The sequence below is a fragment of the Mycobacterium sp. MMS18-G62 genome (genome assembly GCF_053877835.1).
Map to the genome: position 1 here is coordinate 3,998,322 of NZ_CM132662.1, position 19,701 is coordinate 4,018,022.

General features: G+C 65.9%; 26 protein-coding genes. 8 read left to right on the forward strand and 18 right to left on the reverse strand.

Annotated elements, in window-relative coordinates; genetic code table 11:
• Nucleotides 1–26 precede the first annotated feature (26 nt).
• From pgsA to pspM, 5 genes are all read left to right on the forward strand, one after another.
• Complete coding sequence (pgsA, locus tag ACWW36_RS19905) at nucleotides 27–623, forward strand: CDP-diacylglycerol--glycerol-3-phosphate 3-phosphatidyltransferase (protein WP_456137696.1); 597 nt, start codon at nucleotides 27–29, stop codon at nucleotides 621–623.
• The gene (locus ACWW36_RS19910) at nucleotides 601–1,089 is read left to right on the forward strand and encodes a CinA family protein (protein WP_456137697.1); all 489 of its coding nucleotides are present in this window, start codon (nucleotides 601–603) and stop codon (nucleotides 1,087–1,089) included. The genes pgsA and ACWW36_RS19910 overlap by 23 nt, the downstream gene beginning before the upstream one ends.
• Nucleotides 1,090–1,167: 78 nt before the next feature.
• Nucleotides 1,168–1,494, forward strand: coding sequence for a transcriptional regulator ClgR (clgR, locus tag ACWW36_RS19915; protein ID WP_456137698.1), 327 nt, complete (start codon nucleotides 1,168–1,170; stop codon nucleotides 1,492–1,494).
• A 99-nt stretch (nucleotides 1,495–1,593) separates the two neighbouring features.
• Nucleotides 1,594–2,406, forward strand: coding sequence for a phage shock protein PspA (gene pspA / locus ACWW36_RS19920; protein WP_456137699.1), 813 nt, complete (start codon nucleotides 1,594–1,596; stop codon nucleotides 2,404–2,406).
• Nucleotides 2,407–2,417: 11 nt separating this feature from the next.
• A complete protein-coding gene (gene pspM / locus ACWW36_RS19925) occupies nucleotides 2,418–3,230 on the forward strand; it encodes a phage shock envelope stress response protein PspM (protein WP_456137700.1) in 813 nt (270 codons plus the stop codon).
• On the opposite strand, the gene ACWW36_RS19930 is transcribed toward pspM, so the two are convergent.
• Nucleotides 3,227–3,643: a DUF5313 domain-containing protein gene (locus tag ACWW36_RS19930; RefSeq protein ID WP_456137701.1), complete on the reverse strand. Its 417-nt coding sequence runs from the start codon at nucleotides 3,641–3,643 to the stop codon at nucleotides 3,227–3,229. The two genes, pspM and ACWW36_RS19930, sit on opposite strands and share 4 nt — an antisense overlap.
• The gene (locus ACWW36_RS19935; RefSeq protein ID WP_456137702.1) at nucleotides 3,643–4,083 is read right to left on the reverse strand and encodes a limonene-1,2-epoxide hydrolase family protein; all 441 of its coding nucleotides are present in this window, start codon (nucleotides 4,081–4,083) and stop codon (nucleotides 3,643–3,645) included. Before ACWW36_RS19935 ends, ACWW36_RS19930 begins: the two co-directional genes overlap by 1 nt.
• 42 nt (nucleotides 4,084–4,125) lie before the next feature.
• Here ACWW36_RS19935 and ACWW36_RS19940 point away from each other — a divergent pair, with 42 nt between their 5' ends.
• Genes ACWW36_RS19940 through ACWW36_RS19950 form a run of 3 tightly spaced genes read left to right on the forward strand, consistent with a single transcriptional unit; the run spans nucleotide 4,126 to nucleotide 5,999 of the window.
• Nucleotides 4,126–5,298: a glycosyltransferase gene (locus tag ACWW36_RS19940; protein ID WP_456137703.1), complete on the forward strand. Its 1,173-nt coding sequence runs from the start codon at nucleotides 4,126–4,128 to the stop codon at nucleotides 5,296–5,298.
• A 10-nt stretch (nucleotides 5,299–5,308) separates the two neighbouring features.
• Nucleotides 5,309–5,503, forward strand: a complete 195-nt coding sequence (locus ACWW36_RS19945) for a DUF3046 domain-containing protein (protein WP_456137704.1) — start codon at nucleotides 5,309–5,311, stop codon at nucleotides 5,501–5,503.
• 19 nt (nucleotides 5,504–5,522) lie between these two features.
• Nucleotides 5,523–5,999 (forward strand): VOC family protein, encoded by a 477-nt coding sequence (locus ACWW36_RS19950; RefSeq protein ID WP_456137705.1) that lies wholly within the window; start codon nucleotides 5,523–5,525, stop codon nucleotides 5,997–5,999.
• Here the strand turns inward: ACWW36_RS19950 and hypD are convergent.
• From hypD to ACWW36_RS20030, 16 genes are all read right to left on the reverse strand, one after another.
• Nucleotides 5,996–7,120, reverse strand: coding sequence for a hydrogenase formation protein HypD (gene hypD / locus ACWW36_RS19955; protein WP_456137706.1), 1,125 nt, complete (start codon nucleotides 7,118–7,120; stop codon nucleotides 5,996–5,998). The two genes, ACWW36_RS19950 and hypD, sit on opposite strands and share 4 nt — an antisense overlap.
• Nucleotides 7,121–7,132: 12 nt before the next feature.
• A complete protein-coding gene (locus ACWW36_RS19960; RefSeq protein ID WP_456137707.1) occupies nucleotides 7,133–7,405 on the reverse strand; it encodes a HypC/HybG/HupF family hydrogenase formation chaperone in 273 nt (90 codons plus the stop codon).
• 14 nt (nucleotides 7,406–7,419) lie between these two features.
• Nucleotides 7,420–8,505: a hydrogenase expression/formation protein HypE gene (hypE, locus tag ACWW36_RS19965; RefSeq protein WP_456137708.1), complete on the reverse strand. Its 1,086-nt coding sequence runs from the start codon at nucleotides 8,503–8,505 to the stop codon at nucleotides 7,420–7,422.
• Nucleotides 8,502–9,191 (reverse strand): D-sedoheptulose-7-phosphate isomerase, encoded by a 690-nt coding sequence (locus ACWW36_RS19970; protein ID WP_456137709.1) that lies wholly within the window; start codon nucleotides 9,189–9,191, stop codon nucleotides 8,502–8,504. Before ACWW36_RS19970 ends, hypE begins: the two co-directional genes overlap by 4 nt.
• Entirely contained in the window at nucleotides 9,188–9,937 is a 750-nt protein-coding gene (locus ACWW36_RS19975; protein ID WP_456137710.1) for a hydrogenase assembly protein HupF, read from the reverse strand. Before ACWW36_RS19975 ends, ACWW36_RS19970 begins: the two co-directional genes overlap by 4 nt.
• 121 nt (nucleotides 9,938–10,058) lie before the next feature.
• Nucleotides 10,059–10,376 carry a hypothetical protein gene (locus tag ACWW36_RS19980; RefSeq protein WP_456137711.1) on the reverse strand — a complete coding sequence of 106 codons (318 nt, stop codon included), beginning with the start codon at nucleotides 10,374–10,376 and terminating at the stop codon, nucleotides 10,059–10,061.
• A gap of 10 nt (nucleotides 10,377–10,386) precedes the next feature.
• Nucleotides 10,387–11,142 (reverse strand): DUF6390 family protein, encoded by a 756-nt coding sequence (locus tag ACWW36_RS19985; protein WP_456137712.1) that lies wholly within the window; start codon nucleotides 11,140–11,142, stop codon nucleotides 10,387–10,389.
• A 10-nt stretch (nucleotides 11,143–11,152) separates the two neighbouring features.
• Nucleotides 11,153–13,441, reverse strand: coding sequence for a carbamoyltransferase HypF (gene hypF / locus ACWW36_RS19990; RefSeq protein WP_456137713.1), 2,289 nt, complete (start codon nucleotides 13,439–13,441; stop codon nucleotides 11,153–11,155).
• On the reverse strand, nucleotides 13,438–13,692 hold the full coding sequence (locus ACWW36_RS19995) for a HypC/HybG/HupF family hydrogenase formation chaperone (RefSeq protein WP_456137714.1): 255 nt from the start codon (nucleotides 13,690–13,692) through the stop codon (nucleotides 13,438–13,440). The genes hypF and ACWW36_RS19995 overlap by 4 nt, the downstream gene beginning before the upstream one ends.
• 3 nt (nucleotides 13,693–13,695) lie before the next feature.
• Nucleotides 13,696–14,184: a hydrogenase maturation protease gene (locus ACWW36_RS20000; protein WP_456137715.1), complete on the reverse strand. Its 489-nt coding sequence runs from the start codon at nucleotides 14,182–14,184 to the stop codon at nucleotides 13,696–13,698.
• Between the two features lie 7 nt (nucleotides 14,185–14,191).
• Nucleotides 14,192–14,311: a DUF6893 family small protein gene (locus ACWW36_RS20005; RefSeq protein ID WP_456137716.1), complete on the reverse strand. Its 120-nt coding sequence runs from the start codon at nucleotides 14,309–14,311 to the stop codon at nucleotides 14,192–14,194.
• Nucleotides 14,302–15,639, reverse strand: coding sequence for a hypothetical protein (locus tag ACWW36_RS20010; RefSeq protein WP_456137717.1), 1,338 nt, complete (start codon nucleotides 15,637–15,639; stop codon nucleotides 14,302–14,304). The genes ACWW36_RS20005 and ACWW36_RS20010 overlap by 10 nt, the downstream gene beginning before the upstream one ends.
• Nucleotides 15,636–16,280 carry a DUF6084 family protein gene (locus tag ACWW36_RS20015; RefSeq protein WP_456137718.1) on the reverse strand — a complete coding sequence of 215 codons (645 nt, stop codon included), beginning with the start codon at nucleotides 16,278–16,280 and terminating at the stop codon, nucleotides 15,636–15,638. Before ACWW36_RS20015 ends, ACWW36_RS20010 begins: the two co-directional genes overlap by 4 nt.
• A 31-nt stretch (nucleotides 16,281–16,311) precedes the next feature.
• The gene (locus tag ACWW36_RS20020; protein ID WP_456137719.1) at nucleotides 16,312–16,944 is read right to left on the reverse strand and encodes a DUF5947 family protein; all 633 of its coding nucleotides are present in this window, start codon (nucleotides 16,942–16,944) and stop codon (nucleotides 16,312–16,314) included.
• On the reverse strand, nucleotides 16,941–17,846 hold the full coding sequence (locus ACWW36_RS20025) for a NifU family protein (RefSeq protein ID WP_456137720.1): 906 nt from the start codon (nucleotides 17,844–17,846) through the stop codon (nucleotides 16,941–16,943). The genes ACWW36_RS20020 and ACWW36_RS20025 overlap by 4 nt, the downstream gene beginning before the upstream one ends.
• Before the next feature lie 3 nt (nucleotides 17,847–17,849).
• Nucleotides 17,850–19,646 carry a nickel-dependent hydrogenase large subunit gene (locus tag ACWW36_RS20030; protein WP_456137721.1) on the reverse strand — a complete coding sequence of 599 codons (1,797 nt, stop codon included), beginning with the start codon at nucleotides 19,644–19,646 and terminating at the stop codon, nucleotides 17,850–17,852.
• Nucleotides 19,647–19,701: the final 55 nt, after the last annotated feature.

Below are 19,701 nucleotides of genomic sequence, written 5' to 3' on the forward strand. Positions count from 1 at the left end.
GCTCGAGCAACCGATATCCTGTTGCGGTGTCGGGCCAACCTCATATCGATCCGGTGGTTCCGCGCGCCCGGGTGGCGAATCTCGCAAACATGCTCACCGGCGTGCGAATGGCGTTGGTGCCCGTCTTTCTCGTTTTGTTGTTCGTCGGTGATGGACATGAAACGCCTTGGCGGATAGCGGCATTCGTGGTGTTCGCGATCGCGGTCATCACCGACCGATTCGACGGTGCGCTGGCCCGCAGCTACGGCATGGTGACCGAATTCGGCAAGCTGGCCGACCCGATAGCCGATAAGGCTCTCATCGGAGCGGCGTTGATCGGGCTGTCGATGCTGGGTGATCTGCCGTGGTGGGTGACCGTGGTGATCATGGTTCGCGAGATCGGCGTCACAGTGTTGCGTTTCGCGGTGCTGCGGCGCGGCGTCATTCCGGCCAGCCGCGGGGGCAAGCTCAAGACCCTCGTGCAGGCCGTGGCGATCGGGCTGTTCGTGCTGCCCCTGTCCGGACCGTGGCTGTCTGCGGCGTGGGTGGTGATGTGGGCGGCCATCGTGCTGACGCTGATCACCGGCGTGGACTACGTCGTCTCGGCGATCAGGGATTCGCGTGGACGACCCCCTGGTCACTGAGGACGCCCGTGCGCTTGTCGCAGAGCTGACGGTGCGCGGCCAGAGCGTGGCCACCGCCGAATCGTTGACCGCCGGGCTGCTGGCCGCCACCCTCGCCGGCGTGCCCGGCGCCAGCGTGGTGCTGCGCGGCGGCCTTGTCACCTACATCGAGGAGACCAAGATCTCGTTGGCCGGGGTCGCGCCGCAGCTGCTCGACGCCGTCGGCCCCGTCGCCGCGCCCACCGCGCACGCGCTTGCCGTCGGCGCGAGGCAGCGCTGCGCAGCCACCTGGGGTGTCGGTCTGACGGGTGTGGCAGGCCCGGAGCCGCATGGCGGTCATCGGGTGGGGACGGTGTTCCTCGGGCTCGCAGGCCCTGTCGACTCCGAGGTCGTCGAGCTGGCCCTCACCGGATCACGCTGGGATATCCGGGTCGGGGCCGTGCGTGAGGCGGTTGCGCGGTTGCGGTCGCTCGTCGGGCGAGGGTGATCTGCGCCATCCGGGAACCACGCGGCGATTCGCAGCGTTGCCCTAGTAATTGAGCCCATTTTCAGGGAGGAGAGCACGATGACGGCATTGCTGCGCGAGGTGATCGGCGACGTGCTGCGTCGTGCCCGCACCGAGCAGGGGCGCACCCTGCGCGAGGTGTCCGACTCCGCCAGGGTCAGCCTGGGCTACCTGTCAGAGGTGGAACGTGGCCGCAAGGAGGCGTCGAGCGAACTGCTCAGCGCCATCTGCGGTGCCCTGGACATCCCGCTGTCGCGGGTTCTCTCCGACGCCGGCGAGGAGCTGGCCCGCGTCGAGCACGCCGCGCTCACCCGCGTCAGTGCGGCCAACATCGACGCCACGACGAAGGTGGTCATCCCTCAGGTCGTGTCGATGGCAGTGGCCTGAGGCGAGCTTGCAAATCCCCGCACAGGCTGTGGTGATCTGTGCGGAACCGATAAGTTGGCACTGAGCACACACAACGACAAAAGGCGGAAGTGATCACCAATGGCCAATCCGTTCGTCAAGGCGTGGAAGTACCTGATGGCGCTGTTCAGCTCCAAGGTCGACGAATACGCCGATCCGAAGGTGCAGATTCAGCAGGCCATCGAGGAGGCTCAGCGTCAGCACCAGGCGTTGACGCAGCAGGCGGCCCAGGTGATCGGCAACCAGCGGCAACTGGAGATGCGGCTGAACCGCCAGCTGGCCGACATCGAGAAGCTCCAGGTCAACGTCCGTCAGGCGCTCACGTTGGCCGACCAGGCCACCTCCGCCGGTGACGCCGCCAAAGCCACCGAGTACAACAACGCCGCCGAGGCGTTCGCCGCGCAGCTGGTGACCGCCGAGCAAAGCGTCGAAGATCTCAAGAGCCTGCATGACCAGGCGCTGCAGGCGGCCGCTCAGGCCAAGAAGGCCGTCGAGCAGAATGCGATGGTCTTACAGCAGAAGTTCGCCGAGCGCACGAAGCTGCTGTCCCAGCTCGAGCAGGCCAAGATGCAGGAGCAGGTGAGTGCCTCGCTGCGGTCGATGAGCGAGATCGCCGCGCCGGGTACCACTCCGAGCCTCGACGAGGTCCGCGAGAAGATCGAACGCCGCTACGCCAACGCGATGGGTTCCGCCGAACTCGCGCAGAACTCGGTGCAGGGCCGGATGCTCGAGGTGCAGCAGGCCAGCGTGCAGATGGCGGGCCATTCGCGGCTGGAGCAGATCCGCGCCTCGATGCGCGGTGAGCAACTCCCCGCCGGTGGTACGGCGGCCACCGCGCCGGCCACGCCGGCGACCAATCAGCAAGCGACTCCGGAAAATCCGCTGTCGCAATAACTTTCGCAGGTATGGCAATGAATCACGCGAGTCGACCCGAGGCTTGGCGGTCGTTGGTGCAGCGCGGGGTTGACACCGCCGCCGAATGGTCGGATGCGTTGGCCGAAAAGCTCAACGCCGCCGCCGACCCGCGTGCCAAACTCCTGCGCAAGCGGCGCTGGGCGCTGCAGCTCGCGGTGTTCTTGACGGTGTCCAGCGTGTTCTGGGTGCTGGTGACGGCCTTGCTGGCGTCGTGGAGCACGCCGGTGTGGGCGTTGTTCATTCCGGCGCCGATTGCGGTCGGTGCGGCGTTCCTCGCAACACTGGCGTTCCTGCGATACCGATGGCTGCGCCGAGAGCCGTTGCCGCCGCAGCGATCCCGGCGCCTGCCTCCGTGGGGTTCGGCGGCTCGCCAGCCGATGGCCGAGTTGGCTGCATCGGAGCGAGCGCTGTTCTCGCTGCTGGGTGTGCTGGAACGCGGACGACTGTTGCCCGCCGATGAACTTCGGGAGTTGACCGCCGCGGCCAATCAAACCACTTCGACCATGGCTGCGACGGCCAATGAGGTGGCGTCGATGGAGCGGGCGATGCGTTCAGCGCCGCAGTCGCGAGCCCACCTGGCGCCCACGATCAACACGTTCACCGCGCAACTGCACAACGGCGCCCGCCAGTACAACGAAATGGTCACCGCCGCAGCGCAATTGGTGTCCGCCGCGAATACCGGGCCGATGTCGAGCTCTCCGATGTCACAGCAGCGCTACCGCGACGAGTTGGTATACGCGACCGATCGGCTGATGGGGTGGGCCCAGGCGTTCGACGAGCTGGGCCACCTGCGCGGCGCCTAGATGTCGTGTGAGCTGGATGGCCCGGATCGCGGGCCGTACTTCGCGATGTACGCCTCGTGAATGTGGGCGTTCTTCTGCCGGGACAGCTCGTCGGCCAGGGCCGGGTCTAGGCCGTGCTGACGGAGCCGGTGACGGCGGTACACCTTGTTCAGTGCGTGCGAGAAGAGCACGAACGGGATGAAGATCGGCAGGGTCGTGCTCAGGTGGAGATAGAGCGACATCGGGATGAACCAGAACGGCGACAGAACGATGAGGGCTGGAATCGCGGCGCGCACCATCGTCCGAATGGTGGCTCCCTTGCCGGCCAGGTCGTTTCGCACCCAGTCGCGCATCGAGTCGGGTAGCCGCTTCCCGTAGCAGTAGCCGATGTACTGCAGCAGGTTCGGCTTGGTGCGTGTGGTGTCGGCGGTCACTAGAGCGTCGGTCTCAATGAGGGGAACACCGTCGCGGCGATGGCGCGCAGAGTTGCCTTGGTGAAGTCGAACATGTCGAAGTAGTCCCGCCACAGCGTGATTCGGCCGGCATGCACCTCGAATATCCCGCACACCCAGAACTGCATGCGCAGCGGCCCGAAGACCAGCACGTCGGTGCGTTCGGTCAGCACGGCGTTACCGTCAGCGGCGATGCGATGAATCTTCACCTCGAAACCCATTCGACCCTGGCCGCGGCGAAACAGTTTCATGATCCGTTCACGGCCGCGGATGGTCGGCCAGCCGACGTTCTGCCACACGATGTTGTCCGCCAGCGCGGAATCGGCCGTGGCGAAGTCCTCATCCTGCAGGGCGTACAGGAAGGTCTCGACGGTACGGGCGTTGTCGACGTCCGAGCTGACTCGGGAAGCCTGGTCGGTCATGGCTGCCAGCGTAGTGTGCGGCCCCTGTGGCAGGGTAGGCCCGTGCGGGTCGCCGTGGTTGCCGGACCGGATCCCGGGCATGCGTTTCCGGCCATTGCGCTGTGCCAACGGTTTCTCGCTGCAGGTGACGCTCCGACGCTGCTGACCGGTGCCGAATGGCTGGACACGGCGCGGCGTACCGGGGTCGATGCGATCGAGCTCGACGGCCTGGATCCCACCGAGTCGGACGACGACACCGACGCTGGCGCCAAGATTCATCAACGCGCGGCGCGGATGGCCGTATTGAACGTGCCGCGGCTGCGTAAGCTGGCACCCGACCTGGTGGTGTCGGACGTGATCACGGCCTGCGGAGGCCTGGCCGCGGAGTTGATGGGCGTGCCGTGGGTCGAGCTGAACCCGCACCCGCTGTATCGGCCGTCGAAGGGACTACCGCCGGTGGGCAGCGGGCTGGCCCCGGGAACTGGCCTTGGCGGCCGGCTGCGTGACGCGGTGATGCGCGCGCTGACCGCACGCTCCTGGCGTGAAGGGCTGCGCCAGCGCTCGGCGGTCCGGGTCGAAATCGGTTTACCCGCCGAAGATCCCGGCCCGCTGCGGCGGTTGATCGCCACCCTGCCTGCGTTGGAGGTGCCGCGCCCGGACTGGCCGCCGGAGGCGGTGGTCGTGGGGCCGCTGCACTTCGAGCCGACGTCGTCGGTGCTCGACATCCCGGCAGGAGCCGGGCCGGTGGTGGTCGTTGCGCCGTCGACGGCGACAACCGGTGCGCGCGGGCTGACGGAGTTGGCGCTGGAGGTGTTGACGCCGGGGGAGGTGCTGCCCGAGGGTGCCCGGCTGGTGGTGTCGCGCCTCGCCGGACCTGACTTGAGCGTGCCGCCATGGGCGGTGGTCGGACTGGGCCGTCAGGACGAACTGCTGTCGCGTGCCGATCTGGTGATCTGCGGCGGCGGGCACGGCATGGTGTCCAAGACGCTGCTCGCAGGCGTGCCGCTGGTCGCCGTTCCGGGCGGTGGTGATCAGTGGGAGATCGCCAATCGCGTTGTCCGCCAAGGCAGTGCGCAGCTGGTGCGGCCGCTGACGGCCGAGGCGCTGGCCGCCGCGGTCACCGAAGTGTTGTCGTCACCGCGATACCGGGAGGCGGCCCGCCGAGCCGGCGCATCGGTGGCCGAGGTGGCCGATCCGGTACAGGTGTGCCACGAAGCGGTGGAGTCCCCGGGGTAGGTTGGCTTCAGTGCGAATGACGGAATTCCGCGAACTCGTCGACGGGCAGTTCGGCCCGGTACGTGGCGCGTCCATGCTCGTCGACCACGCCCTCAGCCAGTTCGGCGGGCGCACCGCGGCCCAGGCCATCGAGGACGGCGTGGACCCGCGCGATGTGTGGCGGGCGCTGTGCGCGGACTTCGATGTGCCGCGCGACCAATGGTGACGTCTGTGAAAGGGCGATGATGACGATTCCCGACCACGACCCGATCTCGATCGCGAACTTCTCCCATGTGTGCATCGGGGTTTCCGACATCGAAGCCGCGCTGGGTTTCTACACCCGCGTGCTCGGCATGGACGTCGTGTTCGACGTGGAGCTCGAAGGGGCCGGTCTCGACGCGGTCACTGGGCGCAGCGGCGAGAAGGGGCGGATGATCGGCGGTTTGATCGGCGGGGCGATGGTGGAGCTACTCGCGCTCGGCGATGTTCCTCCAACCCCGAAGGGGCCTCACATCGGCTACACGAACATATCGTTGCGCGTCGAAGACCTCGACGGAACATACGAGAAACTAACGACTTTCGGTGACGTCCGCTGCGACCCGCCCGTGGACATCGGCGGCGTGCGGATGATGTTTCTCTACGATCCGTACGGTACGCCGATCGAGCTGGTCGAGCTTCCCGGCGGTGCGACGACCACCGATCAACTCTGGCGACCGTCTTAACGCTGTCCCAACAGCTGCGCGGTTTCGCGGTGCAGCCTGCCGAAGTTGTAATAGGCCGCGCACGCGCCTTCGGGTGAGACCATGCATGTGCCGATGGGTGTTTCGGGTGTGCACGCGGTGCCGAACACCTTGCACTCCCACGGTTTGATCACGCCCTTGAGCACCTCGCCGCACTGACACGCCTTGGGGTCGGCAACGCGAACGCCGGGCATGTCGAACGTGCGCTCCGCGTCGAACTCGGCGTAATCCGAGTGCACCTTCAGAGCGCTTTGCGAGATGAAACCCAGCCCGCGCCATTCGAAGTGGGGCCGCAACTCGAAGGTCTCGGCCATCAGTTTCAGCGCCTGCGTGTTGCCCTCTGGGCGCACCACGCGGCTGTACTGGTTCTCCACCTCGCAGCGCCCCTCGCGGATCTGCTGCAGCAGCATGTGCACGGACGCGAGGATGTCGAGAGGCTCGAATCCCGCTACCACCATGGGCTTTCCGTACACCTCGGGGACGAACCGGTACGGCCGCAGGCCGACGACCGTCGACACGTGGCCGGGGCCAAGGAAGCCGTTGAGCCGCAAATCGGGTGACTCCAGGATGGCCTTGATCGGGGGCACGATCGTGACGTGGTTGCAGAACACGCTGAAGTTCGTGACGCCGAGGTTGCGGGCACGGACCAGCGTCACCGCCGTCGATGGCGCGGTGGTCTCGAAACCGACGGCGAAGAACACCACATGGCGGTCCGGGTTGTCGAGGGCGACCTTCAGCGCGTCGAGCGGGGAGTAGACGAACCGCACGTCGGCCCCGCGGGCCTTGGCCTCGATCAGGTTTCCCTTCGAACCGGGCACGCGCATCATGTCGCCGAAGGTCGTGAAGATCACACCCGGCTGCTCGGCGAGCCACATCGCGTCGTCCACCCGGCCCATCGGGATGACACACACCGGGCATCCCGGCCCGTGTACCAGTTCGACCGATTCGGGCAGCAGATGCTCGATGCCGTGGCGGTAAATGGTGTGCGTGTGGCCGCCGCAGACCTCCATGAACTTGAACTCGCCGCCACGGGCCAGCTCGGTGATGGATTTCACCAGTGCACGTGCGGCCGCCGGGTCGCGGAATTCGTCGACGAACTTCATTTCCGATCTCCCTCAGGCGATTTCGGTTTCGTTGAAGGCTTCGATCTCCTGCTGGTAGTTCTCGCCCATCTTCTGCACCTGATCCAGCGTGATCGCCGCTTCGCGCTCGTCGATCTTGGCCATCGCGAAGCCGACGTGCACGAGCACCCAGTCACCCACCTGCAGGTTGTCGTCGGCGAGCAACCGCACGCTGATGGTTCGGCGAACGCCGTTGACGTCGACCTTGGCCAGATGCTGTTCGGCGTCGACGATGTCGACCACCTGGCCGGGTATCCCTAGACACATCGGCGTTCTCCTCTTCAGCAGATTCGCGGCAGCGGGTCGCCGACGAGCATGTCGACAATGCGGCTGCCGCCGAAAGATGTTCGCAGCGCGACGATTCCCGGTGGTTCCGGCACGATTTCGCCGACGACGGTGGCGTTGACGCCTTGCGGGTGTTCACGCAACGCCGATACGGCTGCTTCAGCTTCATCGGGCGCGACGATCGCGACGAACTTGCCCTCGTTCGCGACGTACAACGGGTCGATGCCCAGCATGTCGCAGGCGCCAAGCACCTGCGGTTCGACCGGAAGGCTGGCTTCATCGAGAATCAGCGCAAACGGCAAGTCCTTGACCAGCTCGTTGCACACGGTGCCGACGCCGCCACGCGTCGCATCCCGCATCCACCGTGTCGACGGCGCCGCGTCCAGCAGCAGCTCGACAAGCCCGTTGACCGGTGCCGTGTCGGAAGCGATGTCGGCGTCGATCGCGAGGTCGCCGCGCGCCAGCATCACCGCCATGCCGTGCTCGCCGATCGTGCCGGACAACACCACCTTGTCTCCAGGCTGGACGAGATCGCGGGAGAGCCTGCGGCCCTCGGGAATCACACCGATGCCCGTCGTCGTGATGTACATACCGTCGGCCGCGCCTTTGCCGACGACCTTGGTATCGCCGGTGACGATCTGAACGCCGGCGCTGGCGGCGGATTCGCTCATGTCCGCGACGATTTCGCGCAATTCCGCGATCGGGAACCCTTCCTCGATGACGAAGCCCGCCGACAACCAGAGCGGCCGGGCACCCGACACCGCGAGATCGTTGACGGTGCCGTGCACCGCGACCTGGCCGATGGAACCGCCCGGAAAGCGCAGTGGCTGAACGACATACGAGTCAGTGGAGAAAGCCAGTCGTTCCCCCGATGGAGTCAGCAGCGTCGCCGCGTCACCCAGTTGTTCGAGTTCGTCGTTGCGGAACGCCTCCAGGAAAACCGCGTCGACGAGGGCCGCTGACGACTTGCCTCCCGCACCGTGGGCGAGCGTGACCACATCGTCGAGCAGCCGGGGCCTGCGCTGGCGGAACTTGTCGATCCGTTCCAGCACGCGGTCTTCGCGGTCGGCGGTCGTGCTCATGTGGATGCACCCGTCAGTGGGCGGGCCATGTGTTCCTGCGTGACGGACCAGAGTCGGTAACCGAGCATTGCGTGGCTCTCCTGGATACGGTGAATGCTCTGCGAGTGCACGGTGAAGCAGAAGTCGAAATCGTCGGCGGCCGCCATCCTTCCTCCGTCGTGCCCGGAGAACCCGATCGTCAGCAGGCCGCGTTGCTTGGCCTCGGTGATCGCGGTCGTCAGGTCCTCCGAGTTGCCCGACGTCGACAGCGCTATCGCGACGTCGCGGTCGCGCGCATGGGCGATGATCTGACGCTTGAAGATCAGGTCGAACCCCACGTCGTTACCGAGCGCCGTCACCACCGCCTCGTCGGCGGCCAGCGACCACGCCGCCACCGGCCTGCCCCGCGCTGGACGGCTGAACAACGATGCCAGTGTGGCGGCGTCCGTGGAACTGCCGCCATTGCCCAGGGTGTAGAGACGGCCGCCACGCAGGAAACGCTCGGCCATGGCGGTTCCCGCCGCGGTCAACCCGGCAGCGTATTCGTCGAGTGATTCTCGTTGCAGCCGTGCACTTTCGGTGGCCTTGCCCCGCGCAGAGGCCGCGAGGTCGTCGAGCAGGCTGGAGGCGTCCGTCTCCTCCGACTCGATGAACGGGTAGAGAAAACTCGTAGCTTCGGGCTCTCGGGCCGAGAAGTCGGCTGTCATCGGGGCGCCTCCTCCAGTCGAGTGATCGCCGCGCCCGCGTGCACGAGCACAAGATCGTTGACGCGCACCGGAATGCTCGGGTCGAGCAGGCTGGTGTCCACCCATTCTTCGCCCTTGGCAGTGCGTACGAGAGTCTGCCCGGCCACGTCGCCGGGCTCCAGCACGACCTCACCGAGCCGGCCCTCGTCGCCGCAGGTGATGCACGACTCGTCGGTGCACTCCTGCTCGCCGGGCTTCAGCAGACCGGGGTGCTCGAAGCAGACGTGGGTCAGCTCCCACAGCAGGTGATACATCAGCACGAACCGGCCGGTGGCGGGCACCATCGGGTCGTCCGAGTCGATCCACAGCACGTGGTTGGCCGCACCGGCAGGCGGTCGCGGGCCCGAGCCGATCCACAGCGTCACCGCGCCCCACGCCGGAGCGCGGCGCATGGCGTCGACGACGGCGGGTTGGTCGGCCGACGCGACGGCCAACAGCAGGTCGCCGGGACTGCTGGCAACGCGGGCCTGTGCCACCGGATCGGGTTCGACCAGCGCGACCGACGGCAGCGCACGCTTGCCCACGATCACCGGGTGGACGAATTCGACCGCCACGTGGTGGGCGTGCGGCTCCCATTGCGGCGAAATCACCCACAGCGTCGCGCCATTGTGGAACCTGCGGGCGAGATCGAGTGCCGCCGCGGCCAAATCGGCGGACAGCCCCTCGTCGACGAAGGGCCCACTGGGTGGCGGTGCGACGGCCGTCATAGCCCCCAGTCTCCTCCAGTGGGGCGGCGAATCAAGCGTTTTGACGGACTGGTGAACTCCGGTTGAACGCGAGTCTCCGCGCCCCGGCGGCACGGTCGTCGAGAGCGAATTGCCAACGTGGTTATTGTTTGTGCTCCCCACCGGTGTGGGCACCTTGACCCTCACCCTGATCGCCTTCGGGTTTGGCGCTTGTCTGGCGACCTTCGTACGGTGGTACCGCGGGCTTGGTGTCCGTCGGCGGATGCTCGGTCTTGTCGCCGCCGGTGTCACCCTGTTTGCCCTGCTCGTCGTGCGCGGGGACCGTCTCGTCGCCCCGATAGGTTTCAGACGGCCGGTCGGCGGGACCGCCCGCCGGTTGATCCGAGCCGGTGTCCCGCGAACCGGGCTCACCGCGTTGGGATTGTGCTTCTTCGGTTCTGTGTTCACTGGGTCCGGTCATGACCTCCTCCTCATGGTGGGTGAATTGTTGTGGGCTGGTTTCCTTGTCGCTTCCTTGTCGCGTTGACCAAGTCGAGAGTCGTCTGTGTGGCGGTGGCCAGTGCGGTCACTCCGGAGTCGGTGAGCGTGTCGCAGATGCGGTGCCAGTGCGCCGACACCACCTGGCCGGGTCGCGGCGCACTGATCGGCGACGCTCCATCGTGGCGCCACTCCACCCGTTCCGCCGTAGGGTCTGCCAGCGCTATCGTCTCTGCGTCGGCGACCAGCGGCTGGGACAGGATTACCGCGGTATCCCCATCGACGGATTCGACAGTGCCCCAACGTATTCTGCAGTTCTGCATGACTTGGAGCGCAGTTGCGGCATCCCGGGTCAGAAACCGTACCCACGGATACACGACGAACACGTGAAAGCTGTGGTGGGCGAGGACGCCCGCAGGGTCTGTCAGGTCACTCAATAGGCCGGTGACCTGACCCGCGAAGGCATCGCGAAGCCTGTCGAGAAGTGACGCAGGGTCTATTCGATCCAGCAACGCCCCGCCGACCCAGTAGTTCTCGACGACATCGGCATCAAGGGGGTCATCGGCGCCGGCTGCCTCGGCGATCGCCGTCAAGTAGGGCCATGTTCCGTCGAACTCTCGTGCGTGTGCGGCGATGTCCGTCGCGGTCGCGAGCGCAGGCCCGCAGTATCCCAGCTCGTTGGGCGGCAACGCGTAGCGGGCGAACAACGAATGTCCACGCGGAATTCGTTGCGCTGGTGGGGCGCTCATGAGTGTCTGTTTATCCGGCATTGCCCACCAACAACTGTCCAAGGGCGATGCCGCCGTCGTTCGGCGGCACCAACCGATGAGTGATGACCTCGAAACCTTTGCCACGCAAGCTGTCCCGTGCTGACCGCAACAAGAGGGCATTCTGGAACACACCGCCCGACAAGGCGACGGTATGGATCCCATCGTTCTCGGCCTCGGCAAGGTCGACGATCAAGTCGGCAACCGCGCGATGGAATCGCGCACCGATGACCGCTGCAGGCACATGCGCGCGCAAGTCCGCCACGATTGACGTGAGGATTGCAGCGGGGTCGATCTGGGCGGCCGGCTGTGAGCGGTCGACGTCAAAGGCGTATGTGGTGGCGCCCGCCTCGGCATGGCGCGCAATCCCTTCGAATTCGATCGCGGCCTGCGCCTCGTAGGCAACCACCTGCCGGACGCCGACCAGTGCGGAGACAGCGTCGAACAACCGGCCCATGCTGGACGTCGGGACGCAGCCGAGACCGGTCTCGAGCTGACGCATCAGGACGCGACGTTCGTCATCGGGACAGGCTTGTACGGGCGCCAGGTCGTCGTCCCACGGCAGACCTGCCGCCCACAAGTGCGCCAGAGCCATCCTGTAGGGCCTCAACACACTGATGTCGCCTCCGGCCAGCGGCACGTACTTCAGGTGGGCCACTCGCCGGTAGTCCTTGTAGTCGGCGACGAGCACCTCGCCGCCCCATACGGCTCCGTCGGAGCCATAACCGGTTCCGTCGAAGGCGAATCCGAGGATGCGCTGCGACCCGTCGAGGCCGTGTTCGGCCATCACCGCTGCGATGTGAGCGTGGTGATGTTGCACGGTGCGGACCGGCCGGCCCGCGGCGTTGCGGTGTGCCCACCCACTGGAGCGGTAGAGCGGATGTTCGTCGGCCACAAGGAGTTCGGGGTTGACCCCGGTGAGCGCTTGCAGGTGCCGCTGCGCGGATTCGAAGGCGGACAAAGTAGTCAAGTCGTCCATGTCGCCGATGTGCTGACTCAGCCAGGCGTACCGTCCGTCGGCGATCGCCATGGTGTTCTTCAGATCCGCCCCGACGGCCAGCGTGGGTGGGACTGCCATCGGCAACGCGACGGGCAGCGGCGCATAGCCCCGTGAGCGCCGGATCGGCAGCTCGACACCGTCGACGACGCGGACCACGGAGTCGTCGCACGGAACGAGGATCGCCCTGTCGTGCATCAGCCAGCCGTCGGCCAGGTGTGCCAGCCGGTCGAGCGCATCATCATCGTCAAAACAGATCGGCTCGCCGGAAAGATTGCCGGAGGTCATCACCAAGACTGACGGGCCCGGCTCGTCGCCAGGCAGGCCGAACAGCACTGTGTGCAACGGCGTGTACGCCAGCATCACGCCGAGGTCGGGGTTGTGGGGCGCGACCGAATCGGCCACCGGGGCGCCGGGCAGCCGCGGCATGAGCACGATCGGGCGTTGCGGTCCGGAAAGCGAGCGCGCCGACGCACCGTCGACGTCGGTGATGCTACGCGCCGTGGCCAGATCGGGGACCATCACGGCGAACGGCTTGTCGCCGCGGCGTTTTCGGCTGCGCAGTACGGCGACGGCAGAGTCGTTGCCTGCGTCGCACGCGAGGTGGTATCCACCGATGCCCTTGACGGCCAGGACGCCTCCGTGACTGAGCAGTCGGCGGGCGTCCGTGAGCGCAGATTCGCCGTCGGTGATGCCTCCGCGACCGTCGCGGTAGCGCAGAGTCGGCCCGCAGTTGGGGCAGCAGACGGGCTGAGCATGGAAACGCCGGTCTCCGGGATCGGTGTACTCGCAGGCACATTCGGCGCACATGGCGAAGCCGGCCATCGTGGTGGACGCGCGGTCGTAGGGCAGGGACGCGATGATCGTGAAGCGAGGACCGCAGTTGGTGCAGTTGACGAACGCGTGCCGGTAGCGCCGGTTCGCGGGATCGCGTTGTTCCGCGGCGCAATCGTCGCACATCGCGACGTCGGGGGAGGCCAGCGTGCGCCCGCCATCTGTGCGTGAAGTGTCGCCGATGGCGAAGCCTGTGCCGCCGTTGACCGGGATCTGCTGGATGTCAATGGATTCGATGACCGCAAGAGGCGGCGGTCGGTCGCGAAGCCGAGCCAGGAATTCATCGACGTCGCGGGCGTCGCCCTCGACCTCCATGATGGCTCCGGAGCTGTCGTTGCGCACTGAGCCGGTCAGCCCCAGCGACGACGCCGTTGTGTAGACAAACGGCCGGAAGCCCACGCCCTGGACCACGCCCTGCACGCACACGCGGACCCTGCGCCGTGCGGTCATGGCGATGCCTCGACGTCTCTACCGCGTCCCATCAGCTCCAGGCCTGCCATCGCGGCGTCCGCGCCTGCCTTGTCGGTCTTCTCCACGACGAAACCCATGTGGATGATCACCCAGTCACCGGGTGCGAAGGATTCTTCGGGAAGCATCCCCACGTTGACCTTGCGGTCCTCGCCCGCGACGTCGACGAGCGCGAGCTGGCCACCATAGCCATCCAGCATCCGGACGACCTGCCCCGGGATCCCTAGACACATCGCTCAGCCCTCTTTCACCGGTTCCAGCAGTCGCTCGACGACATTCTCGATGGATTGCAGGGCGTGCGGTACGGCGGCCGCGACGCGATCTGACAGGCCGATTCCTTCCTCGACACTGTCGACTTCGCAGCCGATCACCACGGTGTACGGAGGACTGCCGCCCAGCGCGTTGAGCGCCGCGAAGACGGCTCCGGGATCCATGGCGTGAGCATCCAGCCCTGTCGTCGCGGTCAAAGTTTGGTGGTCGGCCTCGAACACGTGCAGTGTGCCGGGTTCGCCGCGGTTCGGCAGGGCGTCGATCAGCACAAGCGCCTGCCAACCGTCGAGCAAGTCATAAGCCAGGTGCATCCCGCGAATTCCATAGTCGGTCAGCCGGACGCGCGGGCTGGCCAGACTTGCCGGCGCATGGCGGATCACCTCGGGGCCGAAGCCGTCGTCACCGAGGAAGATGTTGCCGATTCCGGCGACCAGGATGTCGGACGTGGTTTGCACCTCGCTGCTACATGCGGCGCATCTTCAGGTAGCGCCGGGCGTCCGGCAACGAGCGCACCCCCAACACGACCCCACCGACGACGATGATCCCTACGGCCACCACGGCGATCCAGCCCACTACTTCCATCTCGAACTCCTTTCCTCAAGCGGTTCAATCTCATCCGGTGCGAAGTACAGATAGCGGCCGTACCAGTCGTGCAAGTCGGCCGCCGGGTCGTCGTCCAGCACCACACCGATGTGCTGCTCACCGTCGACATCCTCGTGCACGGAGGTGACCCGAGCGACTTTGTCGGCGAAGAACAGATCCTGCGCATCGGCCCTGCGCGACGGCCGCAACCGGACTCGGCTGCCGCGGGTGATGCGCACTCCGTTAACCAGAACAGCGTCGATCTCCGGACGAACGGCGGTGTCCGCCAAAGGATCCCACCAGTCGACGCCATCGGGAATCTCCGGTATCAAACCGGCGTCCGTGGTGGTCGCGCGTGGACTGCGCAACACGCCGTGCAGGTTCAGCATCGCCTCTGGCGACATCGAGTCACAACGGTCGATGATCTGCGCGGCAAGCGGATCGGTGGCGCGGGCTTGGGCCTTCTCCTCATCGGTCATCGTCATCACGCGCAGGGTGAGGATCTCGTCGATCTCCGTGGAGTCGTACAGCGCGCCTTCGCTCTGCTCGGCAATCTCGGGATGGTCGTAGAGGATGATCGGTGAGACGAGTATCAGGTCGCGCTCGTTTGGCGCGCCAGCGAGCACCGGGAAGCAGCGGTGCTGACGGCATGTCGCCACCGCGTCAGCGGCCGAGTCGGGCGGTTCGAGCAATGAAACGAACTGTCCATCGGAGGTTTCGACGAGCAGATGTGTGCCGATCATCGATGCAGCGATCGCCTGGTCCTTGTCGGCGGCTGGTGCCGCGATGTTGCGCACGTCGAACGTCAACCGGACCAACTCACCCGCTGGTTCAGCAGCGATCGCGAGTTGTCCGTGCAGTGCTCGCCGGCTGCGGACGAGCCTGCCGGTTTCGACGGGTTCGATATCCGTGCCCGCGGGGATCGAAATCTCAAGCACACGAGGGAGGCTCGCCAGCCCGATCGGCCCGAACGGCACTTCGCACGCGACGGCCTCGTCCCACGTGAGCCACGCGCGTGGGCCTGCGACGAGTTCGTCGACGGATTCGAATCCACCACCGGGGAGTGTGCGTTGCGCGCTGCGGTGCTGCAGTTGCAGGAAACGCACCACGCCTGAAATTGTTGTGGGACCGAGTGGTTGCACCAGTACCTGCGCCGACAACGTGTCGTTTTCGCCGATGCCGGCGTCCTCGGCGCCCGGTGGTCCCAAAACCCCGAACTGCCAGCGCGACTGGTTCTTCCCCGATGTCGCCCGATAGGGATACAGCAGATACCCCTCGTACAACACCGCATCGGCGACGGCGCGGGCCCGGTCCCAATCCGCGGTCATCGGAGGTCACTGCTCGTGCTGGCGGGAAGCAGTGAGGTGATCGCGTCGTCAAACGACAGCAGCCCCCTCGATGAACGGTAGGTCGCGAGCGCCTCGATGGTGTCGCGGCTCAGGCGCAGCCAGCCGGTGTTGGGGTAGTGCTGGGCGATCAGGTCACGCCACACCGAGACCGGCAAGTCGTAGCGGTCCTCGCGGTCCCACGGCACCTGCTGCACCGCAAAACCTTTCGTGCCCTGGATGAAAACCGTTCCGCTGAACAGGAACTGCAGCGGTATCGACCCGTCCCGCAGGGCGTGCAGATACTTGGCCGAAGCGACCTCGAAGTCGTACGTGCACTCCAGCGGAAGGTTGACCTGCGTGGCGCCGCTGAAGCCGGGAACCATGACGGTGGCGTGCTGCCACAGAAACGTGTGCTGCGTGCTGGCCCAGCGTTCGCGTGGGCCGAACAAGTCGATCAGGCCCTCGGCCTCGGCGTCGGAGTATGGCCTGCGCAGCGGCTCAATGCGGATCTGACAACGCAGTGCGATGGCGTGGACCGGCTCGTCACCATCGGCCGCGATACCGACCCTGGCGGTCAGAATCGGTGTCACCGCGTACGGTTCGGGCGCGACATCGAGTACCGCGAAGGTCACCTCTGTCATGCGCGATCCGCCTGCACTACTCGCTCGCCAGTCATCGGGTGACCACCCTGCTTCTGCCGTCGATCGTCTCAAAGAACTCGTCCATGAACGTGCGTACGTCCTGGCCGCCGTCGAAGCCCCGCCACAGCAGCCGCAGCCTGCCGACGAACTCATAACACGCGTCGATCGGCAGCAGATGACATCGGGGCGGCTCCGTGTCGTCTTCGGGCACCCGAACCAGCAGCGCCTCGGTGTCATCGGCCACCATGTCCACGCGCGGGTCGGCCGAGCGGATGTCGTTCCAGGCCGCCATGTCCAACTCTGATTCGGTGGCGCCCGCCGGCCCTGGATAGAAGGCGACCATGCGGCCAAGCGTCGAATTGCGGAAGAAGAACGCCAAACCGACCGGAATCTGCAACGCCTCCCAGCGGCGACGGTCCAGGCCGAAGTCTTCGAATGCGAGGTAGCGATCGGGCACTGCCCGGTACCGCAGTTCTGCGTGGCGGTCGGTGAACAGAAGGTAGCAGCCCCGGCAGACGCACATCAGTTGTCTGCCTTCGACGTTGACTACGTGTTGGTGTTCGGAGCCGATGTCCTCCGAACACATCTCGCATCTCTCCCCGGGCCGGGGCGCCTGACGGTTGGCCCGGATTCGTGCGAGCACGTCGTAGGCGTTTGTCGTCATGATGCGACCGCCTCGACGACTGCCATCGAGAGCACGCCATCGCGCACGAGCAGCGGGATGGGGTCCAGGTGACCAGAACCGTCGAGGCCTGCGCCGGCGCGGATGACGTCAAAACCGGCATCGCAACGCGGACAGCGCAACACCGCGCCTTCGAGCTGAGCTCCGGCCAGCGAGGCCGTGCAGTTGCCGCATCGGTCGCCGTAGGCGAAGAGGTTCTCGCCGACGCGGCAGGCCAGCACCGGCGCGCCTGCGACCAGAAATCCGCCGACTTCGCCGTCTTGCAGTGCGGCCACTTCCGGGATGGGATGCCATGAAGAGGGGCGATGACCGTTGGCGTGCACCCGGTCGAGCAATGACTGTGCCGGAATCACGCCTGACGCCGAATCCGTCTCGGCCGCAACCACTTCGATGGAGGAGATCTCCGGCGCGGCGGCCCGGACGGCATCCTCGACCGCCAGTTCGAGCGTCACAGCCGACGAGGGACAGCTCTTGCAGCTTCCCGAGAACTGTAGCCGGACGACGTCGCCGTCGACTCCGAGCAGCGACACGTCGCCTCCGTGTGAACCGAGGTACGGCCGTACGGTTTTCAGCGCGTCGTGAATGCGTCTCTCGACGCTGTGCGGGTGCAGGCCGTGCACCAACAGCAGGCTGGCCACCAGATTGTCGCGGGTGAACTCCTCGGCCAGTTCGGGATTCGCGGCGACGGCCACGTGCATCATCCGCTCGAGTCCGGCGCCGTATAGGTCGGTTACTTCACGGACCAACTGTTCGGCGCGTTCACGCGCAGCGGCGCCACCGGCGGCGCTGGCGTCGAGCAGTGTCTGTATCCGATCACCCGCCGAGCGCCACTGCGCGTCACCCTGGGTACCCTCGTCCGGGCTTGGCGATCCAGGCGGGCCCATTCCCTATTCCCCGGTCGCGGATTGGGTGGGGGAGTGCAACAGATCCAAGGTCTTTCCCTTGCCCAGATACATGTGTACGCCGCACGGCAGGCATGGGTCGAAACTGCGCACGGTGCGCATGATGTCGATGCCCTTGAAGTGCTCCCTGTCGTTCTCCTCGAAGATCGGCTGGCCCTGAACCGCATCCTCATACGGTCCCGGTGTCCCGTAGCTATCCCGTGGATTGGCATTCCACGGTGTCGGGGGATACGGGTGGTAGTTGGCGATCTTGCCGTCGCGAATCACCATGTGATGGCTGAGCACACCTCGTACCGCTTCGGTGAATCCGCAGCCGATGCCCTCGTCGGGCACCTCGAACTTCTCCCACGTGCGGGTGTTGCCGGCACGGATTTCGGTCAGCGCCTTCTCGGCGAAATGCAGCGCGCAGGCCGCGGCGTAGGCCTGGAAGTACGTGCGGGCGCGGTTGCGCTCGATCGTATTGCTGCCGTATTTCGGGACGTGCCACTCGAATGAAACCGGACCCTTCAGGGCGGTCTTCGGGAAATTGATCTGCACGCTGGTACCCGTCGACTTCACGTATCCGATGTCGACCAGTTTGGCCAGCGCGGTGGACCACAACCTCGCCAGCGGGCCTCCGCCGGTGTCCAGCGCAAGATGATCCTTACCGTCGAACCACCGCGGCGACATCACCCAGCTGTAGTTCTCGTCGAAGTCGCGCTTCTGCGGCTTGGGATTGGTGTGCTGATTCCACGGATGGCGCCGGTCGACCGGGTTGCCGAGCGGATCGGTCTTGACGAACATCTCCTGATCGGTCCAGTCGTCGTAATAGCTGTGACCCAACAGGATTCGAATCCCCAGGTTGATGTCCACCAGGGACGTCGTGACGAGCTTGCCGTCGACGACCACGCCCGGGGTGACGAACATCTTGCGGCCCCAGTTCTCCATGTCCTTGTAGGCGAAGTTGCAATGCTCCGGGTCCTGGAACGAACCCCAGCAGCCCAGCAGCGTGCGACGCAACCCGACCTGGTCGTAGCCGGGCAGCGCTTCGTAGAAGAAGTCGAACAGGTCGTCGTGCATCGGCACCGTCGACTTCATGAACTCGACGTAGCGCATCAGCCGGGTCATGTAGTCGGTCATCAGCTGAACCGTTGCGGTGGTGCCGATTCCGCCCGGATACAGCGTGGACGGATGCACGTGCCTGCCTTCCATGAGGCAGAACATCTCTCGCGTCCACCGACTGACCTGAAGGGCCTCGCGATAGAAGTCGCCGGTGAACGGGTTGAGCGCCCGCATGATGTCGGCGATCGTGCGGTAACCGTGCATATCGGCATGCGGCGCCTGGGTGTTCTCGGCCTTGGCGAGCACACTGGGATTGGTCTCGGCCACCATCTTCTCGCAGTAGTCCACCCCAACCAGGTTCTCCTGGAAGATGTTGTGGTCGAACATGTATTCCGCGGCCTCGCCGAGGTTGATCAGCCATTCGCCGAGGTGTGGTGGACGCACCCCGTAGGCCATGTTTTGCGTGTACACCGAGCACGTGCAGTGGTTGTCACCGCAGATACCGCAGATACGGCTGGTGATGAAATGGGCATCCCGAGGATCCTTGCCCTTCATGAACAGCGAGTAGCCGCGGAAGATCGAGGACGTGCTGTGGCATTCGACCACCTCGCGGTTGTCGAAGTCGATCTTCGTGTAGATGCCCAGGCTGCCGACGATGCGCGTGATCGGATCCCACGCCATCTCCACCAGTTGGCCAGGATCGCGCTTCACGTGTGACGGTTCGGGGATGGTCGTTGTCATCGAACTTCTCTCTCTGGTTGATCTGCTGCGCCACAAGACGATCCGAGGTTTGACA

Bases quoted from the DNA above. Each gene is read 5' to 3' on its own strand.
- ACWW36_RS19970 (WP_456137709.1), bottom strand. From the start codon at position 9,191: ATGACAGCCGACTTCTCGGCCCGAGAGCCCGAAGCTACGAGTTTTCTC.
- pspA (WP_456137699.1), top strand. From the start codon at position 1,594: ATGGCCAATCCGTTCGTCAAGGCGTGGAAGTACCTGATGGCGCTGTTC.
- hypE (WP_456137708.1), bottom strand. From the start codon at position 8,505: ATGAGCACGACCGCCGACCGCGAAGACCGCGTGCTGGAACGGATCGAC.
- ACWW36_RS19935 (WP_456137702.1), bottom strand. From the start codon at position 4,083: ATGACCGACCAGGCTTCCCGAGTCAGCTCGGACGTCGACAACGCCCGT.
- ACWW36_RS19975 (WP_456137710.1), bottom strand. From the start codon at position 9,937: ATGACGGCCGTCGCACCGCCACCCAGTGGGCCCTTCGTCGACGAGGGG.
- ACWW36_RS19960 (WP_456137707.1), bottom strand. From the start codon at position 7,405: ATGTGTCTAGGGATACCCGGCCAGGTGGTCGACATCGTCGACGCCGAA.
- ACWW36_RS20020 (WP_456137719.1), bottom strand. From the start codon at position 16,944: ATGACGACAAACGCCTACGACGTGCTCGCACGAATCCGGGCCAACCGT.
- ACWW36_RS19985 (WP_456137712.1), bottom strand. From the start codon at position 11,142: ATGAGCGCCCCACCAGCGCAACGAATTCCGCGTGGACATTCGTTGTTC.
- ACWW36_RS20030 (WP_456137721.1), bottom strand. From the start codon at position 19,646: ATGACAACGACCATCCCCGAACCGTCACACGTGAAGCGCGATCCTGGC.
- hypF (WP_456137713.1), bottom strand. From the start codon at position 13,441: ATGACCGCACGGCGCAGGGTCCGCGTGTGCGTGCAGGGCGTGGTCCAG.
- hypD (WP_456137706.1), bottom strand. From the start codon at position 7,120: ATGAAGTTCGTCGACGAATTCCGCGACCCGGCGGCCGCACGTGCACTG.
- ACWW36_RS20015 (WP_456137718.1), bottom strand. From the start codon at position 16,280: ATGACAGAGGTGACCTTCGCGGTACTCGATGTCGCGCCCGAACCGTAC.
- ACWW36_RS20025 (WP_456137720.1), bottom strand. From the start codon at position 17,846: ATGGGCCCGCCTGGATCGCCAAGCCCGGACGAGGGTACCCAGGGTGAC.
- pspM (WP_456137700.1), top strand. From the start codon at position 2,418: ATGGCAATGAATCACGCGAGTCGACCCGAGGCTTGGCGGTCGTTGGTG.
- ACWW36_RS20010 (WP_456137717.1), bottom strand. From the start codon at position 15,639: ATGACCGCGGATTGGGACCGGGCCCGCGCCGTCGCCGATGCGGTGTTG.
- ACWW36_RS19980 (WP_456137711.1), bottom strand. From the start codon at position 10,376: ATGACCGGACCCAGTGAACACAGAACCGAAGAAGCACAATCCCAACGC.
- ACWW36_RS19950 (WP_456137705.1), top strand. From the start codon at position 5,523: ATGACGATTCCCGACCACGACCCGATCTCGATCGCGAACTTCTCCCAT.
- clgR (WP_456137698.1), top strand. From the start codon at position 1,168: ATGACGGCATTGCTGCGCGAGGTGATCGGCGACGTGCTGCGTCGTGCC.
- ACWW36_RS20005 (WP_456137716.1), bottom strand. From the start codon at position 14,311: ATGGAAGTAGTGGGCTGGATCGCCGTGGTGGCCGTAGGGATCATCGTC.
- ACWW36_RS19995 (WP_456137714.1), bottom strand. From the start codon at position 13,692: ATGTGTCTAGGGATCCCGGGGCAGGTCGTCCGGATGCTGGATGGCTAT.